The sequence below is a fragment of the Amycolatopsis sp. NPDC051371 genome (genome assembly GCF_040682155.1).
Classification (GTDB): Bacteria; Actinomycetota; Actinomycetes; order Mycobacteriales; family Pseudonocardiaceae; genus Amycolatopsis.
In genome coordinates this window covers 63,237-80,918 of sequence record NZ_JBFBAG010000010.1, presented here as the reverse complement: position 1 = coordinate 80,918, position 17,682 = coordinate 63,237, and the positions used below count along the sequence as shown (strand labels likewise).

The 17,682-nt window shown below is 70.7% G+C and carries 16 protein-coding genes; 5 read left to right on the top strand and 11 right to left on the bottom strand.

Features of this window, described 5'->3' with window-relative positions:
- Positions 1-5: 5 nt before the first annotated feature.
- The 5 genes from AB0M59_RS15085 to AB0M59_RS15065 form a co-directional block, all read right to left on the bottom strand.
- Entirely contained in the window at positions 6-638 is a 633-nt protein-coding gene (locus tag AB0M59_RS15085) for a cupredoxin family copper-binding protein (protein ID WP_364614444.1), read from the bottom strand.
- Entirely contained in the window at positions 635-1,201 is a 567-nt protein-coding gene (locus tag AB0M59_RS15080; protein ID WP_364614441.1) for a YceI family protein, read from the bottom strand. The genes AB0M59_RS15085 and AB0M59_RS15080 overlap by 4 nt, the downstream gene beginning before the upstream one ends.
- Before the next feature lie 71 nt (positions 1,202-1,272).
- On the bottom strand, positions 1,273-2,241 hold the full coding sequence (locus AB0M59_RS15075) for a cupredoxin family copper-binding protein (protein ID WP_364614438.1): 969 nt from the start codon (positions 2,239-2,241) through the stop codon (positions 1,273-1,275).
- Between the two features lie 30 nt (positions 2,242-2,271).
- A complete protein-coding gene (locus AB0M59_RS15070) occupies positions 2,272-3,180 on the bottom strand; it encodes a CopD family protein (protein ID WP_364614435.1) in 909 nt (302 codons plus the stop codon).
- Between the two features lie 3 nt (positions 3,181-3,183).
- Entirely contained in the window at positions 3,184-3,783 is a 600-nt protein-coding gene (locus tag AB0M59_RS15065) for a hypothetical protein (RefSeq protein ID WP_364614432.1), read from the bottom strand.
- A 393-nt stretch (positions 3,784-4,176) separates the two neighbouring features.
- On the opposite strand from AB0M59_RS15065, the gene AB0M59_RS15060 reads away from it, so the two are divergent.
- Positions 4,177-4,734: a copper resistance CopC family protein gene (locus AB0M59_RS15060; protein WP_364614429.1), complete on the top strand. Its 558-nt coding sequence runs from the start codon at positions 4,177-4,179 to the stop codon at positions 4,732-4,734.
- A 111-nt stretch (positions 4,735-4,845) separates the two neighbouring features.
- Here the strand turns inward: AB0M59_RS15060 and AB0M59_RS15055 are convergent, their stop codons facing one another.
- Positions 4,846-5,532: a TetR/AcrR family transcriptional regulator gene (locus AB0M59_RS15055; protein ID WP_364614426.1), complete on the bottom strand. Its 687-nt coding sequence runs from the start codon at positions 5,530-5,532 to the stop codon at positions 4,846-4,848.
- Positions 5,533-5,537: 5 nt separating this feature from the next.
- On the opposite strand from AB0M59_RS15055, the gene AB0M59_RS15050 reads away from it, so the two are divergent.
- Both AB0M59_RS15050 and AB0M59_RS15045 read left to right on the top strand, forming a co-directional pair.
- On the top strand, positions 5,538-6,413 hold the full coding sequence (locus AB0M59_RS15050) for an NAD(P)H-binding protein (protein WP_364614423.1): 876 nt from the start codon (positions 5,538-5,540) through the stop codon (positions 6,411-6,413).
- Positions 6,414-6,444: 31 nt separating this feature from the next.
- Positions 6,445-7,479: an amidohydrolase family protein gene (locus tag AB0M59_RS15045; protein WP_364614421.1), complete on the top strand. Its 1,035-nt coding sequence runs from the start codon at positions 6,445-6,447 to the stop codon at positions 7,477-7,479.
- Positions 7,480-7,540: 61 nt separating this feature from the next.
- Here AB0M59_RS15045 and AB0M59_RS15040 read toward each other — a convergent pair whose 3' ends face one another.
- Genes AB0M59_RS15040 through AB0M59_RS15030 form a run of 3 tightly spaced genes read right to left on the bottom strand, consistent with a single transcriptional unit; the run spans position 7,541 to position 11,042 of the window.
- On the bottom strand, positions 7,541-9,835 hold the full coding sequence (locus tag AB0M59_RS15040; RefSeq protein ID WP_364614418.1) for an FtsX-like permease family protein: 2,295 nt from the start codon (positions 9,833-9,835) through the stop codon (positions 7,541-7,543).
- A complete protein-coding gene (locus AB0M59_RS15035; RefSeq protein WP_364614415.1) occupies positions 9,832-10,521 on the bottom strand; it encodes an ABC transporter ATP-binding protein in 690 nt (229 codons plus the stop codon). Before AB0M59_RS15035 ends, AB0M59_RS15040 begins: the two co-directional genes overlap by 4 nt.
- Positions 10,521-11,042, bottom strand: a complete 522-nt coding sequence (locus AB0M59_RS15030) for a PadR family transcriptional regulator (protein WP_364614413.1) — start codon at positions 11,040-11,042, stop codon at positions 10,521-10,523. Before AB0M59_RS15030 ends, AB0M59_RS15035 begins: the two co-directional genes overlap by 1 nt.
- A gap of 215 nt (positions 11,043-11,257) precedes the next feature.
- Between AB0M59_RS15030 and AB0M59_RS15025 the strand changes: the two genes are divergently transcribed.
- Both AB0M59_RS15025 and AB0M59_RS15020 read left to right on the top strand, forming a co-directional pair.
- The gene (locus tag AB0M59_RS15025; protein WP_364614411.1) at positions 11,258-11,674 is read left to right on the top strand and encodes a DUF6640 family protein; all 417 of its coding nucleotides are present in this window, start codon (positions 11,258-11,260) and stop codon (positions 11,672-11,674) included.
- 88 nt (positions 11,675-11,762) lie between these two features.
- The gene (locus tag AB0M59_RS15020) at positions 11,763-13,469 is read left to right on the top strand and encodes a SpoIIE family protein phosphatase (protein WP_364614408.1); all 1,707 of its coding nucleotides are present in this window, start codon (positions 11,763-11,765) and stop codon (positions 13,467-13,469) included.
- 59 nt (positions 13,470-13,528) lie between these two features.
- Here the strand turns inward: AB0M59_RS15020 and AB0M59_RS15015 are convergent, their stop codons facing one another.
- Together AB0M59_RS15015 and AB0M59_RS15010 are read right to left on the bottom strand one after the other, a co-directional pair.
- Positions 13,529-16,627: a DUF4132 domain-containing protein gene (locus tag AB0M59_RS15015; RefSeq protein ID WP_364614405.1), complete on the bottom strand. Its 3,099-nt coding sequence runs from the start codon at positions 16,625-16,627 to the stop codon at positions 13,529-13,531.
- Between the two features lie 113 nt (positions 16,628-16,740).
- Positions 16,741-17,658, bottom strand: a complete 918-nt coding sequence (locus AB0M59_RS15010; RefSeq protein WP_364614402.1) for an NADP-dependent oxidoreductase — start codon at positions 17,656-17,658, stop codon at positions 16,741-16,743.
- Between the last annotated feature and the right edge of the window lie 24 nt (positions 17,659-17,682).

Sequence of the window (17,682 nt, the reverse complement as noted above, 5' to 3'; positions counted from 1 at the left end):
ATCGCTCATGACGGGCGTCGCGAGCTGAGGAGCAGCAGGCACAGGATGGCGACTCCGGTGACCAGGCCGGCGACGAGGAGCATCGGGTCCAGGGTGGGCCCGGCGACCGCGGCCTGTTGCACCACCGCCGGCGGTGCTGCCGCGGACGGGCCGGCCTCGCTGGGCGGTGCGGCGGCTGCCGAAGTAGCCGGCGGTGTCGAGCCGCCGGGCGTTGCGCGGGTCGCGGTCGCCGGTTTCTGTTTCGCCGGGTTCGGTGCGGCCGGCGCCTGGGTCGGTTTCGGCTGGGCCGCGGAGGTGGCGGCGGCCAGAACGGTCACGGTGGCGCGCATGTCGGGGTGGACCGAGCAGTAGTAGGCGTAGGTGCCGGAGGTGCGGAAGGTGTAGCTCCAGCTCTGTCCCTGGGACAGTTGCGGGCTGCGGAACGAGACGGGCGCACTGGTGGTGGTCGCGTCGTGCGGGGCCTGGTCGTGCTGCATCCACGTGACCGTGTCGCCGACGTGGACGGTCAGCGTGGCCGGGGAGAACGCGTAGTTCGCCATCATGACCTGCTGCGTCGCGGCCTGGGCCGGTGCGGCGACGAGAACGCCGTGGAGCAGGACGATCAGCCCGACCGCGGCCAGCGAAACGGCGCGCCTCATCGGACGAACTCGGCAGCGATCTCGAGGTGGATCCGGCGGGCCGCGAGCAGCCGCGGGATGGGGCCGAGGCCGCGGCGTTTCCGGCGTGGAGCAGGGAGGATTCCCTGGGCCCACAGCACTATTCGTTCGTCGTCGACGTGGCGCAGGTCGCCGCGCAGACGCAGTTCCCGGGCCGTCCCGGCGATGTCGGCCTTTCCGGTGATGTCGATGACGCGGTCGGCGTCGAGGTGGACGTCGTCGCTGGTGAAGGTGATGTCGGGATGGTCACCGGCATGCAGGCCTCGGGGACCGGTCAGTGTTCGGCGCAGCAGCTTGATGCTGGGCCGTAGCGATGGTGCGTCAAGGACGAAGGTGAGGCGCCGGTCCTCATGGTCGTCGAGCAGATCGAACCGGCCGCTGGAAGCGGTCAAGCGGCCTCGAAGCACAGGGATGCCCAGCAGGCGGATCGACGGTTCGACGACGCAGCGGTCGCGTCGCAAGGTGTAGGTCGCGGCGAGGAGCAACGCGGTGTCGGCCGGTGCCTCGGGTTCTCCGACGGCGGGCAGGACTTCGGTGTCGGGCATGGGAGGTCTCCGTGCGGGTGGGATGGTGGCCCGGCCGAAACCTTCGGCCGGGCCACCGCATGACGAGCGGGTCAGCAGCTGGCTTGGTTCAGCAGCGGGGTGAGCACGGTCTCGAGCCACACCGTGTGCGTCTTGATGTACTGGTCGAGGTTGAGCAGGTCGGTCACCTGCTGCCCCAGCGACGTTTCGAGGTGGGCGCTCTTGATGTGCGCGATGATCGGCGCGAGCGTGTCGGTGACGACCTTGTCCGCCGACCCGTCGAACGCCGGGGCGAGCACGGTTTCCAGCCACACGGTGTGGGTTTTGACGTACTGGTCGAGGTTCAGGATGTCCTGCACCTGCTGACCCGGCGAGGTCTCCAGGTGCGCGCTCTTGATGTGGTCGATGATCGGCTGCAGGACCGCCTTCGGCACGCACGAGCCGCCGCCGGCCGGGGTGGAGGGCATCGGCATCGAGTGGGTCGGGTCCGACGTCGGCGCGGACGTCGGCGCCGAGGTCGGCGGGGCGCTGGTCGGCGCCGAGCCCGTGACGGTGATGGTGGCCTTCATGTCCGGGTGGATGGCGCAGTAGTAGGAGTAGGTCCCGGCCTGGGTGAAGGTGTGGCTGAAGGTCTGCCCGGTCTGCAGCGTCGGGGAGGTGAACTTCTCCGGCCCGTCGGTGACGACGATGTTGTGCGGCGCGGTGTCGTGGTTGGTCCAGGTCACCGTGTCGCCGACCGAGATGGTCAGGCTCGCCGGGCTGAACTTGTAGTCCATCGCCTCGACCGACTTCGTCGACGGTGCCGCCGCGGCTGCGGCGCCTCCGGCCTGTTCCTGGGCCAATCCCTGGTAGAGCGGGACGGCCAGGGGGCCTTGCTCGGCGAGCGCGGCGAGGTCGACGTTCGTGGCCGGTGCCGGGGCGGCCTGTTCACTCTGTCCGCCGCGGAGGGTGGCGAGGCTGAACAGGGCGGCCGCCAGGGCGAGGATCGCCACGGCGACCGGCCAGTTCCGTCGTCGCCGCACCGCCTCCGGCTGCTCGGGGGTGGTTAGGGGGTTGTCCATTGAGGACTCCTTTCGCAGGGTGCTGCGTGATCAGCGGCCGGGGCTGGCCGTGACGAGGAAGCTCGCCGCGAGGAGGACCACGATGACGAGGGTGGTCTCGGCGGCGACGGAGTAGACGAACGGGCGGACGGTGCCGGCGTCCCCGCGCAGGACGACGGCGAAGTCGAGACGGCGGCCGACCCAGCTGCGGCTGGCCTGCGCGGCGAGGAGTACGACGGCGAGCACGCCGAGCTTGACCAGCAGGGTCTGGCCGTAGGCGGTGCTGAAGACCCGGCCGATGCTGCCGATGGTCTGCCAGGCGAGCACCACACCCGCGGCGACCACTACGGCGACCGACGTCATGGCGAGTTTCGAGTACCGGGGGATCACCGCGGCGAGCTCGTCGGGATCGCGACGGGCCAGGACGCCGAAGAGCAGCACGGCCAGGCCGCCGATCCAGGCGGAAGCTCCGGCGAGGTGGGCGAGGTCCGCGAGCTGGGTCAACCACGGCGAGGTGCTCTCCACCGCGTGGCCGGTCAGGCCGGTCGTGCGCAGCAGTCCGAGCAGGACCGCGCCGGTGCCGACGCGCCAGGGCAACGCCGTCGCGGCGGCGCGCCCGCGTTGCAGCAGCCAGGCCAGCACCACTCCGCCGAGCAGCCACAGCAGGGCCCGGGCGAACCAGATGCGGCCGAACTGGCTGTCCAGGGCCTGACCGAGCAGATCCCAGGCGAGGAAGTCACCGGCCGGGCGTTGCGCGGCCCACGCCGCCTGCAAGCCGAGCCCGGCGAGCGTGCCGAGCAGTCCGAGGAGCCAGCCGGTCACCAGGACCGCGCGGGTGCCGCGGTGGCCGGCTCCGGCGGGCCAGAGCACGGCCAGGAACAGCAGGCCGCCGGCGAAGAGGGTCAGGCCGGTGTAGTCGACAGTGCGCGCGAAGACGTACCACGCCTTGACGGAGTCCACCGCTCACCGTCCATTCGCGACGGTGGCGGGCGGGATCCCGACGGTGCCGGCGGGGACCATCGCGGCCTCGAGGCCACCTTCGGGGGTGCGGCAGTAGCCGAGGACGAGTGCGCCGAGGCCGTCCGGGCCGGTGACGCCGAGGCCGGTGGTCACGGCGCCCAGGAGCGGCAGCCCGCCGACGGTGTCGAGGACCTGTTGTGCGGCACCGGGTTCGCACACGGGTACGTCGGTCCCCGGAGGAGGGAGCGGCGGGGTCGTATCCGGTGGAGTGGCCGGTGCGGTGGGCCCGGGGTCGAGAGGTGGCGCCACGACGACGTCGCCGGGCATCGACGGCATCGTCGTGGCCGGCTGGTCGCCGACCGGGATGGCGGGCAGCGGGGACACCGGGACGTCCGACGGCGGCAGCGCGGACGGAAGTGGTTGCGTGCCGGGGGCTTCCGAGGTGGCGGGGTGTCCGCCGTCCGCGACCACGGGTGGGGTGGCCGCGTCGGCGGTGCCACCGGGGCGCAGGCCGATGCCGGACGCGTAGCCGACGACGATCACGACCGCGCCGGCCAGGCTCGCGGCGATGACGTGGTCACGGCGCAGTGCGGGTCCTCGCACGGTTTCGTCCTCCAAAGAACGGGAATCCGCCCGCCGGAAAGGGATATGCCGGAATGCGGGAGGGGATGGGGAAGGAACGGGATGTGGGGAGCAGAAAACCAGCTGTCACGTTTCCGGGCGTGATCCCCACATGAAGGCCAGGTAAAGTCCGTCGGCCTCCGGTCGGCGCGGCGCGGTGAGTCGCTCCGCCGAACACCGGTTCCACTGGGCCGTTCGGGTGGCCATGGCGGCAAACCAGTGGAGTAGCTGCCCGATTTGTCGGTTTTTCGGACGATGATCACCAAGTGCGGTGAGAATTGCTTAACGCAGCCGTTTCACAGCTACTCGCCGGCGTGCACTCTGCGCTCGCTACGGTTCGCGAATCGCTCGAATTCCCGAGAACGCGAGGAAATCATGGCTTCCCGCTTGTCTTTTCCCGTCCGGATCGCCGCCGTGCTGGCGGCCGCCGGCTGTGCACTCCTGCTCGGCGCGCCCGTCGCGGATGCGCACAGCGTCCTGCTGTCCAGCTCGCCGGCCGAGGACGCGGCGATCACCACATCCCCGGCCGAGGCCGTACTCGTCTTCAACGAACCGGTGGAGAACTCGTTCACCGAACTTGCGGTCCTCGGGCCGGATGGCGGCTCGCACTGGGAGGCCGGGCCGGCGTCCGTTGTGGACGCCCGGGTTTCCGCGCCGCTGCGCCCACTCGGCCCGGCCGGGGCTTACACGATCCGGTACCGCGTCACTTCGGCCGACGGCCATCCGGTCTCGGGTTCCGTCCCGTTCCGGCTCACGGTCGCGGGACCAGGAGCCGCGGTCCCGGCGGCCGCGATGACGGCGAGCCCGGGCGGCGACAGTCCGATGCCGCTCTGGCCGTGGATTTCCGGTGGCGCAGTCCTGCTCGGCACCGGCTTCGCCGTCGCCCGGCGCTTGGCCCATCCGGCCGGCCGGTCGACGAGTTCGAATCGCTGAAGGTCATCGGAGCGGCACGATCGATGGGGTTCAGCAGCCCCGGCCCACGTTTAGCAATTCGCCAGTGCCCGCCCGGGCACAGCCGGGCAGCGAGCGCAGTAGCCGCCCGCCTCACGCTGCCGTCGGCGGCATCACGATGCGGAAGAGCTGCCCGATCCGGTCGAGGTCGACATCCGCCGCCAGGCGGGTCTCCTCCGGCAGCTCGTCCACGGAAGGTTCGATCCCGAACAGCAGACGGGGAAGCGTCGGGTGGATGACGAGGCCGATCAGCTCCTCCGCCACCACCTCGGCCTCGTCGGCCGCGAGCCCGGACGTGGTCACCAAGTGTGCCGCGAGGCTGCCGACCGTGGTCCCGAAGAGGACGTCGTAGAGGCTCGCCGCCAGATCCGGCAGCCGGTCGGCTTCGGCGATGCCGAGGCGGAGCATCCTCGTCACCGAGGACCACCTCAACAGCTGGACGAAGCGCCCGCAGTACCGCACGACCGCTTCCGCCGGTTGCGCCGAGTACTCGGCAGGGGTGCGCATCCGGGCACCGAACAGGGCACGGATGCGCTCGACGACCGCGAGGAACAGCGCGTCCTTGGTCGGGAAGTGCGCGTACAGGGAACGCTTCGACGTTTCCGCGCGCGCCGCGATGGCATCCATGGAGGTCCGTTCGAAGCCGTCCTCCAGGAACGCGAGCTTCGCCGCGTCAAGGATGTGCTCGCGCAACTCTTGCCCGCGCCGGGCCATGGCACCCACCTCAAAGTATACGGTACGGTAGAGTCTACTTCTGCTATCCGTGCTGATGGGAGTCATCATCCATGATTGTGATTACCGCCCCGACCGGGCAGATCGGCAGCAAGCTGGTCGCCGGGCTGCTCCCGAGGGGTGAGCCCGTCCGCCTCATCGTCCGGGACCCGGGCAAGCTGCCCGCCGACGTCCGGGAACGAGCCGAGATCGTCGTCGGGTCGCACCGCGATCCCGACGTTCTGGACCGCGCCCTCGTCGACGCCGACGCGCTGTTCTGGCTCATGCCGGCCGCCGCGACCGCGAGCAGTCCCTACGAGGCGTACGTGACCGCCTCGATCCCGGGCGCCGACGCCGTCGTACGCCACGCGGTACCGCGCGTCGTGATCGTCTCCGCGCTCGGGCGCGGATCGCAGATCTACGCCGGCCACGTCTCCGCGTCGCACGCGATGGAGGACCTCTTCCGCAGCACCGGCGCGCACGTGCGCGCCCTGGCGCTGCCCACCTTCATGGACAACATCCTCCGACAAGTGGCCACGATCAAGAACGGAACGATCTCCGGCACTCTTCCAGGCGATTTCACGATGCCGTGGATCGCGACGAAGGACATCGCGGCGCTCGCCGCCGAGTACCTTCTCGACCACACCTGGACCGGGCAGGACCCGGTCGAGTCCCTTGGCGGTGAAGACCTTTCGTACCAGGACATCGCCGAAATCCTCACCGACGTTCTCGGCACGCCCATCCGATATCGGCTCGGGGACCGCGCGGCCCTGAAACAGTTCCTCGTCGGCCGCGGCTTCTCCGAGGCGATCGCCCGGTCCATGATGGACATGGACCTCGCCGGCGAACGCGGCATCACCAACGCCACAGCGCGCACCGCCGAGAACACCACACCCACCACCTTCCGCGAATTCGCCGAAGAAACCATCAAACCGGCCGTCATCGGATAAGCCGCGCCGTCACTTCACCAGGGTGAGATCCATGACACTGATCTGTATCGAAGAGCATGCGATCGACCAGTCGATCGCCGAAGCGGCCAGCCCGGTTCTCGCCCGTGAAGCGCCCTATATGCGCATGCAGAGCTCCAGTTCTTCCCCCGTGCGGCCAGGTCCTGGCCGGCGGCCCGCCGTCGACATCCAGGAAGCGATCCGTCTCGGGGCCGACCTCGGGCAGGACCGGATCCGGCGGATGGACGAGCACGGCATCGACCTGCAGGTCGTCTCCTGGACCAGTCCGATCCAGCTGGTCCCCGACGACCAGGCGCTCGCCCTGTGCCGGTCGGTCAACGACCGGCTCGCCGAGGCGGTCGCCGCCCACCCCGATCGGCTTCAAGGGCTGGCGGCGTTGCCGTGGCAACAGCCGGCCGCCGCCGTGGACGAGCTCGACCGCGCCGTGACCGGCCTCGGTCTGCGCGGGGTCCTGATCCTGGGGCGCCCCGGCGCCGGGTTCCTCGACGATCCCGCCTACCAGCCCGTGCTCGACCGGATCGCCGCGCTGCGGGTGCCGCTCTACGTGCACCCCTTCCACCCGATCCCGCAGGTCCAGCAGGCCTACTACGCGGGGTTCAACGACAAGGTGAGCGCGGAACTCTCGCTGGGCGCGTGGGGCTGGCACCACGAGGCGGGGATCCACGTCCTGCGGCTCATCCTCGCCGGAGTCTTCGAACGCCTCCCCGGCCTGCAGGTCATCAGCGGCCACTGGGGCGAGATGGTTCCCTTTTACCTGAGTCGCTTGGACGACGTCCTCTCGCCGGGCGACACCGGGCTGTCGCGGACGATCACCGAGGTCTACCGCTCGAACGTCTGGGTCACCCCGAGCGGGATGTTCCACCGCCCCCAGTTCGACTTCGTCCGTGCCGTGGTGGGGCTCGACCGGGTGATCTGGTCGGTCGACTACCCGTTCCTGCACCTCGACGGGACGCGGGAGTTCCTCGCCGAACTCGACCTGACGTCCGAAGAGCGGGAGAAGATCACCCACCGGAACGCGGAGCGTCTCTTCCGGCTGAACGGCGGGTAGTCGACGGACGCGACGGTGTGCCGGCACAAAAATGCCGACACACCGACGCTCGCCGGCCGGCTCATTCCGAGCGCAGCGTGTCCAATCGCGTCACTTGCCGCAGCAACGGCATCGTCAGCCCGGTCACCAGCAGGACCGCCGCCACCGTGGCGGCCGCCAGTGCGAGCAGCACCGGGACGTCGATGATCATCGGCCGGTCCGCCAGCCGCAGGATCGGCGCGGTCAGCCCCAGCCCCGCCGCGACCGCCAGCACCACGCCGACCACCACCGGGATCCCGGTCTGCCACAGCGCTCCGCGGGCCAGCACCCCGATCGGCACGCCGGCCGCCGAAAGCGCCGCGAGCGGTCGCCGCCGTTCGCTGATCTGCTCGATCGACAGCATCAGCAGGCTCATCGCGGCCACCGCGAGGACGAACAGCGACGCGGTGATCAGCACCGAGCGGAAGCTCTCCATCATCTGCTTGTCGCGGGCACGGTAATCGTCGAGGTAGTCGCTGGTGCTGACCGTGGCGTTCCACGCGAGCGGGTTGACCGCCCTCGCGACGTTGTCGGTCAGCGCCTGCGGGTCGCCGGTGCCCGACACGTAGACCTCGACCGTCGAGTCCGGGAGTGCGAGCCCGCCGAGCGCGCCGGGCGTGACCAGCAGGCTGTGGTCCGCCGCGCTCGCCGTGTCGCCGGACCGCACGACCCGGACGGTGCCCGGGACCGTCCACTCCGGACCCTCCACTTCCCCGCCGCGGGAATAGCCCTGCAGCTGCCGTTTGCCGGACGGCGCCGCTTCACCCTCGGCCTGCACCAGGTAGAACACGTCGCCGTCGGAGCAGTCGCCGATGTTCGCCTGCGTCTTGAGCGCCACGCAATCGCCGACCACGCCGTAGTCCGCCCCCTCCCCGGACCGGAACGACATGGCCCTGGCCGGGTGCGCGGCGGTCACCCCGGGCACGGCCGACACCAGCTTGCCGACCTCGGCCTCGTGCGCGGCGGTGGTCTGCACCCGCACCGGGGCGGCGGCCACGCCGGCCGGCGAGACCCGCTGGTCGGCACCGCTGCTGATCGAGGTGATCACGCCCTGGATCAGGATCGTGCCGGCGAGCACGACGACCAGGCCGGACACCACGCGGCTGGCGGTGCCGCTGTCCAGCTGCAGCCGCCGGATCGCGAGCTGCCACGACGGCGAACCGCCGTGCAGCCGCTCCACGAGCTGCTCGACCAGCCACGGAAGCAAGGCCGCGACGCCCACCAACAGGAACACGCTGCCCGCCGCGAGCGCCACCGCGGCGGCGGTGTCGCCTTCGCCGCGGCCGAGAGCCAAGGTGGCGCCCAGGAGCAGCACGCCGATCGTGGTGAGCGCCCAGCGCCACCACATCCGCCGGCGCACGGGCTTGCCCTGGCGGACCACGCCGAGCGGTTCCACGATCGTGCGGCGCAGCCCGAACAGCGCCGAGCCGACCGCGAGCCCGGGTACCAGCAGCACGATCACCACGACGAGCGGCCAGGACGGGACCAGGTCCTCGGGGAAGATCCGCAGGCCGAACGGCAGGATGTCGGCGACGAACGTGCGCAGCAGGAAGAAGAACCCGATCCCGGCCGCGAGCCCGATCCCGGCCCCGACCAGTGATTCGGCCGCCGCGACCCGTTTGACCTGTCGCGAGTCCAGGCCGATCAGCCGCAGCGCGGCGAGCCGGCGTTCCCGTTGTGCCGCGCCCATCCGCGACGCGGTCGTCACGAAGATCAGCAACGGCAGCAGCAGCACCGCGGCGATCGGCAGGATGACGCCCAGCACGATCGCCGACAGCCCGAGCCCGGTGTAGGGCTTTCCGAACGCGTAGACCGTGGTGCCCTCGTCGCCCGCAGCCTCGATCTGCGCGGCCGGCACCCCGTAGTACGCCGTCAGATCGCCCGCATCGGAGACGCCTTCCCGTGCGATCCGGCCGGCCACGTGCCCCGGCAGCTGCGCTCTCAGCGAGTCGCCGCCCGGTCCGGTCAGCTTCGCGGCGAGTTCCGGCGACACGGCGAGCTCGCCCGGCGCGGGCAGCCGGCTCAGCCCCGGCGGCACCGGCGAGTTCGCCCCGGTCGCCGCGATCGCGGTGACCTTCACGAAGTCGTCGCCGACCGACGGGTACCAGTTGTAGGCCAGCGACGGGCTGACACCCGCGCGCGGCTCGATGACCTGTGCGATCGCCGCCTTGCGCTCCGCCTGGGCGCCGATCAGGTGGTGGAACGCCGCGGCGGGCAGCAGCACGGCCACCGCGAGCGCGATCCCGAACGCGGTCATCGCGAGGCGCAGCAGCGCCGCGCCGGACATCCGGCCGCCCCCGACGGCCAGCCGGAGTCCCAGCGCCAGATCCCGCATCATGCGACCAGCTCCCGGTCGACCGTGTGCCCGTCGACCACCATGATCTCCCGGTCGGAATAGGCCGCGACCCGCGGCTCGTGGGTCACCAGCACCACCGCGGCGTGTGTTTCCCGTGCCGCCTGGGTGAGCATCTGCATGACCTTCTCGCCGTTGAGCGAGTCGAGCGCGCCGGTGGGCTCGTCCGCGAAGATCACCTTCGGCCCCGTCACCAGCGCCCGCGCCACCGCGACCCGCTGCGCCTGGCCGCCGGACACGTCGCCGGGACGGCGCTTCGCCAGCCCGTCGACCTCCAGCCGGGCCAGCCAGTCGGCCGCCTTGGCCTCGGCCTGCTTCCGCTTGTTCCCGATCAGCCGCAGCGGAAGCGCGACGTTCTCGAGGCAGGACAACTCGGGTACGAGCTGTCCGAACTGGAACACGAACCCGAAGTCGGTGCGCCGCAACGCACTCCGTCCCTTGTCGTCCATCCCGACGAGGTCGGCGCCGCCGTAGCCGATGGTGCCCGAGTCCGGCCGGAGAATGCCGGCGAGACAGTGCAGCAGCGTCGATTTGCCCGAACCGGACGAGCCCATGATCGCGAGCACTTCTCCCGCCGAGACGGACAGCGCCGCCCCGTCGAGCGCCCGCGTTCGACCGAACGACTTGGACAGTCCCTTGCCGACGAGCAACGGAGTTCCCGGCCTGGTCATCAGCGCACCGCTTTCTCGAGTTCGCCGAGGCGCGCGGCGGTGAGCTCCAGCCACCGCAGGTCCGCCTCGAGGTGGAAGAGCGCGTGATCGCAGATCAGCTGATCGGCGAGGTCGCCCCCGTTCTTGCGTTTGGTGAGTGAACGCATCACGTTCAGGTGCTCGCCGCGTTGGACGTCGAGCACGTCGGAGGCGCTGCGCCCGGACAGCAGCGCGAGCACCACCTTCGTGTAGAGCGTGTTCTGCAGGTACGGCTGCGGGTTCTCCGGAGTGCGCAGCCACGTCTCGACGTCGGTGACCCCCGCGTCGGTGATCGTGTAGCGCTTCCGCTCCGGCCCCTCGCCGCTTTCGACGCCCGCCACCTCGACCATGCCGTTGCGCAGCAGTCGTGACAACGTCGAATAGACCTGGCCGTAAGCAAGCGGCCGGTCCTGCCCGAACTGCTCGTCGTAGGCCCGTTTCAGGTCGTAGCCATGCCGCGGACCGGATTCGAGCAACGCGAGCAAAGTATGCGAAACCGACATTCTCCTGTCCCCTCCTCGACCCCGGAATCCGGGAGTGACGATCACTATACCGGAGATGTATACCCCGCGTGTATACACCCATGAAGTAGTCCAGAGTGATGTCAGCTGATGACATCGGCGTGGTACGGTGATGTCATCAGCTGACATCACGGCACATACCACCTCGCCGTGTGCGGCTGCCGAGAATTCGGCTCTTTCACCCGAGGGAGAATGACATGGCGAATCTCAACCTCAAGAAGTTCCCGTTCGGCAAGGTGCTCATTTCCTTGTCCGCGGCGGGGACCTTGGTCGGCTCGTACGTCGCCGACTGGAACGAGACACACATTCACAACCCGACGTGGCCACCCCACGCCAAGTTCCACAACGCCCAAACCATGAGCATGGGCGCCGCACTGTCCCTGGCGGCCCTGCACCACTTGTGGAAACCAGGCCGGTCGCGTGAGTCGCTGGACAGCGCGGCGATCATCGCAAGCCTGTACGGGCTCACCCAGCTCTCCGCCGTTTTCTATCCGGGAACCGCCAGCGTCGACCCGCCCCGCGAAGACACCTGGCCGCAGCTCAAGTACACCCTGCCCAGCCTCGGACTGGTCCTGCTCGGCTACTTGACCGAGCGCTACGCGACGACGGGGTGATCGAGGCAACCGTCGTCGACCATCCCCACCACGACGGTGCTCCCCGGCCGGAGATTGAGAACCGGCCGCGCGGGGCAGAAGAGAACGCGTGGAAAGCATCCCCGATACCGAGAGCCCGGCTACTCCCCGGGCAGCAGAGGCGCTGGTGTCCGCGACCTTCGCGGCGGCGGGCGCCGGCGTGTACGCCGTGGACGCCGACGGTGTGGTGATCGCCTGCAACCCGTGGGCGGAACGGCTGCTGGGCTACGCACCGGGCACGCTGCTGGGCGTCAACGCCCACGAGGTGCTCAACCCCCACACCGGTGACGGCTCCGGCTTCCCCGGACAGGGACCCGTACTGCGCGACGTCGCGCTCGGCAAGCGAGTCAGCGGCGACCGCGCGGTGCTGATGCGCCGGGACGGCTCCCCGCTCGCCACCTGGTGGTCGGCCGCGCCATTGCCGCCCGAAGCCGGGCACGGCACCGGCGCAGTGGTCGTCTTCCACGACATCTCCGCGCAGCGCGAACGTGACGGCCGCCGCGCCGACCGCTACGCGCACAGCGAGACCATGCGAGAGCAGGCCGAGTACGACCTGGCGGAGATCAGCTGGCTGAACGAGGTGACGTTGGCCATGGTCAGCACCCTCGACGCCGGGCAGGCACTCGAACGCCTGGTGCGGCTGCTCGTGCCGCGCCTCGCCGACGCCGCCGCGATCGACCTGGCCGAAGGCCGGGAACTGCACCGCATCGCCTGGGCCCACGATGTCGGTGACGCGGTGCCTCGAAGAACGACGGATCCCGGCGGGCCTTCCGCTCACGAAGCCGCCGTGAAACGTGTCCTGCGCGGTGCCGGGATCCAGCACCTCTCCACGCCCTCGGCCGTCGCCGACGCACCACAAGAGCTGCTGGGTGTGGTGGAGGCGGTCGACGCGCTCATCGTGCCCGTGCGGCTGCGGGCGACCACGTTCGGGGCGCTGACCCTCACCCGCGCCGCGGCCGGTCCGCCGTTCACCGAGGCCGACGAGGTCCTGGCCGAAGAAGTCGCCCGCCGCACCGCCCTCGGGCTGGAAAACTCCCGGCTGCACGCCGCCCAAGCCGATATCGCCGCGACCCTCCAGCGCGCCCTGCTCACCGAACTCCCCACGGTGCCCGGTCTGGAACTGGCCGCCCACTACCGGCCCGCCGCCAGCGTCGCCGAAGTCGGCGGCGATTGGTACGACGCCTTTCCGCTGGGCGACGACATCGCCCTGGTCATCGGCGATGTCGTCGGCCACGACATCCAAGCCGCGTCCCGCATGAGCGAGCTGCGCAACATGCTGCGCGCCCTCGCCGTGGACCGTCCCGGCGAAGAGCCCGGGCGAATCCTGCAACGACTGGACATCGCCCAGTCCCGCCTCGGCTTCACCGACCTGGCCACCGTCATCTTCGCCCGCCTCCACCCCACACCCGGCGGGTCCTGGGAACTGACGTGGTCCGTCGCCGGCCACCCGCCGCCCCTGCTCCTCACCACCGGCACCACCGCCACCTACCTCGCCGGTGCGCACGCCGTCCTCCTCGGCGCCCACCCCGACCGGCCCCGCCCCACCGCCCGCCAGACGGTGCCGGCCGGCTCGACCCTCGTGCTCTACACCGACGGCCTGATCGAATCCCCCACCCAGGACATCGACACCGGCATGACCCGGCTGCGCCGATACACGGCCGGCCACCAGAACCTGCCGCTGTCCCGGTTGTGCGCCCAGCTGGCACGCGACCTCGGCAGCACCCGAGACGACGTGGCCCTCATCGCCGCCCGGACCCCCTCGCACCCCGACGCGTAAGGCGCGTCGCGGGCGAATGCGGAATCGATCCCCGCCGGGCAGCCGGTCTGCCTACGGCGCTACTGGTCGAGTGAACGCAGGGACCGGATCAGTTCCGAGCGGGTGACGAGTGGCAGGTCACTGAAGACGCCCAGCTCGCCCGCGGCGGACTCGAAGGTGATCTCGGTGATCGTCTGCTCGGGCTCCGCTCTCGGGTCCGCGATCGCCGACGTTCCCGGGTCAGTGGTCAGCGCCACCCGCCCTTCCGGGCCGAAAGACCGGAACAGCTGACGCCGCAACGCTTTGTGGCCGCTCGGTGCCCACTGCCAGCCTCGCCGGGCAAGACCGAACAGCCTGGCGGCCTCGACCGTCCGCTGCCAGTAGACAGACGGGTCCTCGCCGGCGAACACCTCGCGCCCGGCCTGAACGAACGGCTGCGCACCGCGCTGGGCAAGCCAGGCGGCCCACGGCGTGAAGTCGTCGACCGCCGGGTGGGCGAGCCGGACCCACGTGCCGTCGCCGATCAGCCCGCCATCCGGGTCGACCGGATCGCCGAGGGCGTCGACGGCGGCGGTCCGATCGTCGAGTGCCCACACCAACTCGCGCGCGAACCGGCCCAGCAGCGGATGCGCCACGATCCGGGACCGGAAGTCGCCGCCGGACCATCGGCGCTGCACGACCATCGCTTCCTCCAGGCGCGCGACCTGGTCGGCGATCACCGGCTTCGCCTTGCGGCGCGAGCTGTTCCACGCTGATACCGCCGTCTTTTCCTCGTCGTTCGCCGCCTTGGGCAACGCGCTGAGCCTGGCTCCGGACGGATCCCGCAGCACGAGTTCCCGGGTGTCGCCGAGGTCGATGGAATACGACACGTTCCGGTACTCGACCTGATCACCGTCCAGCCCGAGATCCGGCGCCAGCAGGTCGTCGAGCTGTTCGGGCAGCAGCCCGTAGTCCGCGGCGACGCGGTCGAGCGCGGCGACGGCGTGGCTGCGCAGGGGCCCGGACTTGGCGTTGCGCGCCAGTGCCGACAGGTGGCCGAGAGCTCGGTCGGTGCCCATCACGGCCAGCACGTCGGCGCCGCGCTTCGCCCGTGGCGCCGCGCCTTCCGACGGCCACGCCCGGATACGCGGGACCAACCGGCCTGCGACGGTGTCGTCACCGAAGTAGCCGAGGGCGTTCATCGCCCATACGTCCTTCGACGGCCTGTCCTCGGCCTCCCAGAGCCGGTACAGCGACCAGACGAACGCCGAGAGGCTGGCCGGGTCACATTGTCCCGCGATCACCCGCAGGCCCTCGTAGGGCGCGTCGAGCTGGGACATCGCGATCATGCGCAGGAGCGCGGCGGTCGGCTCGGCCGGCAACGCGTACTCGCCACCGGCCAGCAGAACCTGCGGTAGGTGACCGGGGTCCGCCCACTTCGGCACGGCCGGGATCTTCGCGGGCACGAAGTCGAGCGGGTCGCGGCTGAGCAACGTCTCCACGGCCTCGACGCAGCCGAGGTCTTTCGCCGCGGCCCGCACATCGTCCGCGTCGAGGCGGCTGAGGGCCAGCGCGGCGGTAGTCGCCTCCGCGCGCGCCGCGCCGAGAGCGGCCGGGATGAGCAGTGCGGCGGCGCCGGCGCCGTGGCGGGTGAACCATTCTTGCGCGACCGGGCGGAACTGGCGTGACCGGGTCAGCCAGCCCGCCATCAACTCGGCGACCTCAACGGCGAGACAAGGCATCAGCAACGGGGCACCGACAACCGGCTTCTTGCGGGCCAGCCGCAAGAACGGTGCCAGCGCGTCAAGTTCGTACTTGGCGACCACCACTTGCGGCTTCTCGAGGTAGAACGAGGCCGATTCCGCTTGCCATCGAGCGAGCAGCGGACGGGCGATGCCGCCCGGCGCTCTGATGTAGAACTCCGGCGGAGCGACGCCTTTCTCGGCGAGCGGGAGGTGCACGCGCATTTCCTCGGACCGGAACGCTCGCCAGTCGTACGCCCAGCGTTCCTGTTCACCGTCCTGCCAGACGATTCGAGGCTCGGGTGCGACCGGGGCGACCGTGACCCGGGCCGGCGGTTCACGATCCCACGGCGGCGACGCGAGCAGCTTCGGGACGGCCTCGGGCGGCGCCTCCGGCCGACGGGTGAACAGCCTGGCCTCAGGGACTTCCGGGTGCCTGCGCACCTGACGTAGCAACAACACGTCGATGAAGTCACCGTCCCGATGCGAGCCGAGCAGCCGCGCCGCGCGTCGAGGGAACCTGTCGGCCGCGGCGCGCACCCCACCCGGCACGGCCGGGAAATCCATGCGGTGCAGCAGTCCGCCGAACGCCGCGTCCGTCGGGATGCGCGTCAGCACCTCGAGGACGTCGCGCCGGACGTCCGGCTCCCAGCGTGACCGGTCCAGCCGGCGGATCAGCAGTGGCACGACGTCCTCGCCGGCCGCGTCGAAGGCCGTGACGAACTGTTCCAGCGAGGTCACGTGCCATCGGGACAGCTGCTCGACCGTCGCCATGCTGTAGAAGAGCAGTTCCGGCGATCCCCAGTAGTCGCCGGGGAGATCGTCGAGGTCCGCGGCCGCCCACTCGGGCCGGGCGGGGACGAGGTAGGACGTGACGATGCGCCGGCGCAGCAGTCCGCCGCGAAGCGCGGCCAACCGGGCGACCGCGTCGTCGTACACGTCCTGCTGCGCGACGGCCAGCAGTGACCGCAGCTGCCTGGCGGCGTCTGTCCACACGGGGTGCACGGCGTCCGTCGCGTCGCTGTGGCGCAGCAGCGGCGTGATGTCGCTCGCGCTGACACGATCGACGGTGTAGTAGCCGCAGCTCGCCACGAACGCGGCAGCGGCATGGGCCAGCCCGCGGACGGCGACGAGATCGTCGATCGGCGCCATCGAGAAGCTGTGTGCGATGGCGCCGCGGGTCGGGCTCGGTGCGAGCGCGAGCCGAACGCCATCCGCCTCGACGCTCGGCTCCGCTGAGAGCGCCAATGCGCGAAGCGCGGGATCGGTCTCCGCATGGTGAAGAACTCCCTCCCGCTTGCCGTCCAGGTCCACGCCACGAGCGGCATGCCGTGCGGTGAGCTCCGCGAGGCTTTCGTGCTTGACGTCGAGTGGCTCGAGCGCGGCCATCCCGCCACGGCGGGGATGCACGGCATGACGCCACGTATCGGGGATGTCGATCTGGTGCTCACCAGGCATGACGCCATCATCCACGAGCGGTCCGGATCGCCGGCCATCGCGCGATCTTCTCCGCACTCGAAGCCCGCCGGCCCGAACTGGCCCGCTCCTGGACGACCGTCCACGTCGCCGGGTCAGGGGCGGACGCGAATGACGGTCTTGCCCTTGCGCCGCTCGGTCGGGTTGAGCGCGGCGACGGCGTCGTCGAGGGTCGTGACGGTTCCGATGTGCGTGCGCAGGCGCCCGTCCCGCACCCGGTCGACGATCTCCACCAGCTGGCCCGGAACGGACTCGACGACGAAGTCGATCGCGCGGCCGTCGACAGGGCGAGCCTCGACAGGCCCGACCACCGACACCAGCGTCCCGCCCGGCCGGATGATGCTCGCCGAGCGCCGCTGGACGTCCCCGCCGATCACATCGAAGACCAGGTCGACCCCGCCGATGTCGGCGAGATCGTCGTGGTCGAGGTCCAGGAACTCGTTCGCGCCGAAATCGAGCGCCGCCTGGCGGTCCGCCTCCCGCCCGGTACCGATGACGTAGGCGCCGAACTCCCGGGCCAGCTGCGTCACCACGGACCCGACCGCGCCGGCGGCGCCGTGCGCGAGAACGCTCTGCCCCGCCCGCAGACGACCGTGCTGAACCAAGCCCTGCCACGCGGTGAGGCCGGAGATCGGCAGGCTCGCACCGACGGTGAAGTCGACGTTCCCCGGCAGCGGCGCGAGGTTGCGCGCCTCGACCGCCGCGTACTCGGCCAGGGTGCCGTCGCGGTGCCAGTCCGTGATCCCGAACACCCGCTGGCCCAGCGAGAGTCCCGTCGTGCCGTAGCCGAAGGAGGAAACCACTCCGGCGAACTCGTGGCCGATGATCGCCGGGACTCGATCGTGACCGGAGCGATCGACCCAGGTCGAGGGCCACTCCCACTCGGCGGGGACGAAGCCCGACGCATGGACTTCGACGACGACGTCGTTGATCGCCGGGGTCGGCTCGGGCCGCTCCGCGAGGGTGATCCCGGCTGCTTCCGCGGCCTGGTCCGTCGCGACGATTGCCTTCATCAGTGCCTCCGCATGTCTGGTGGC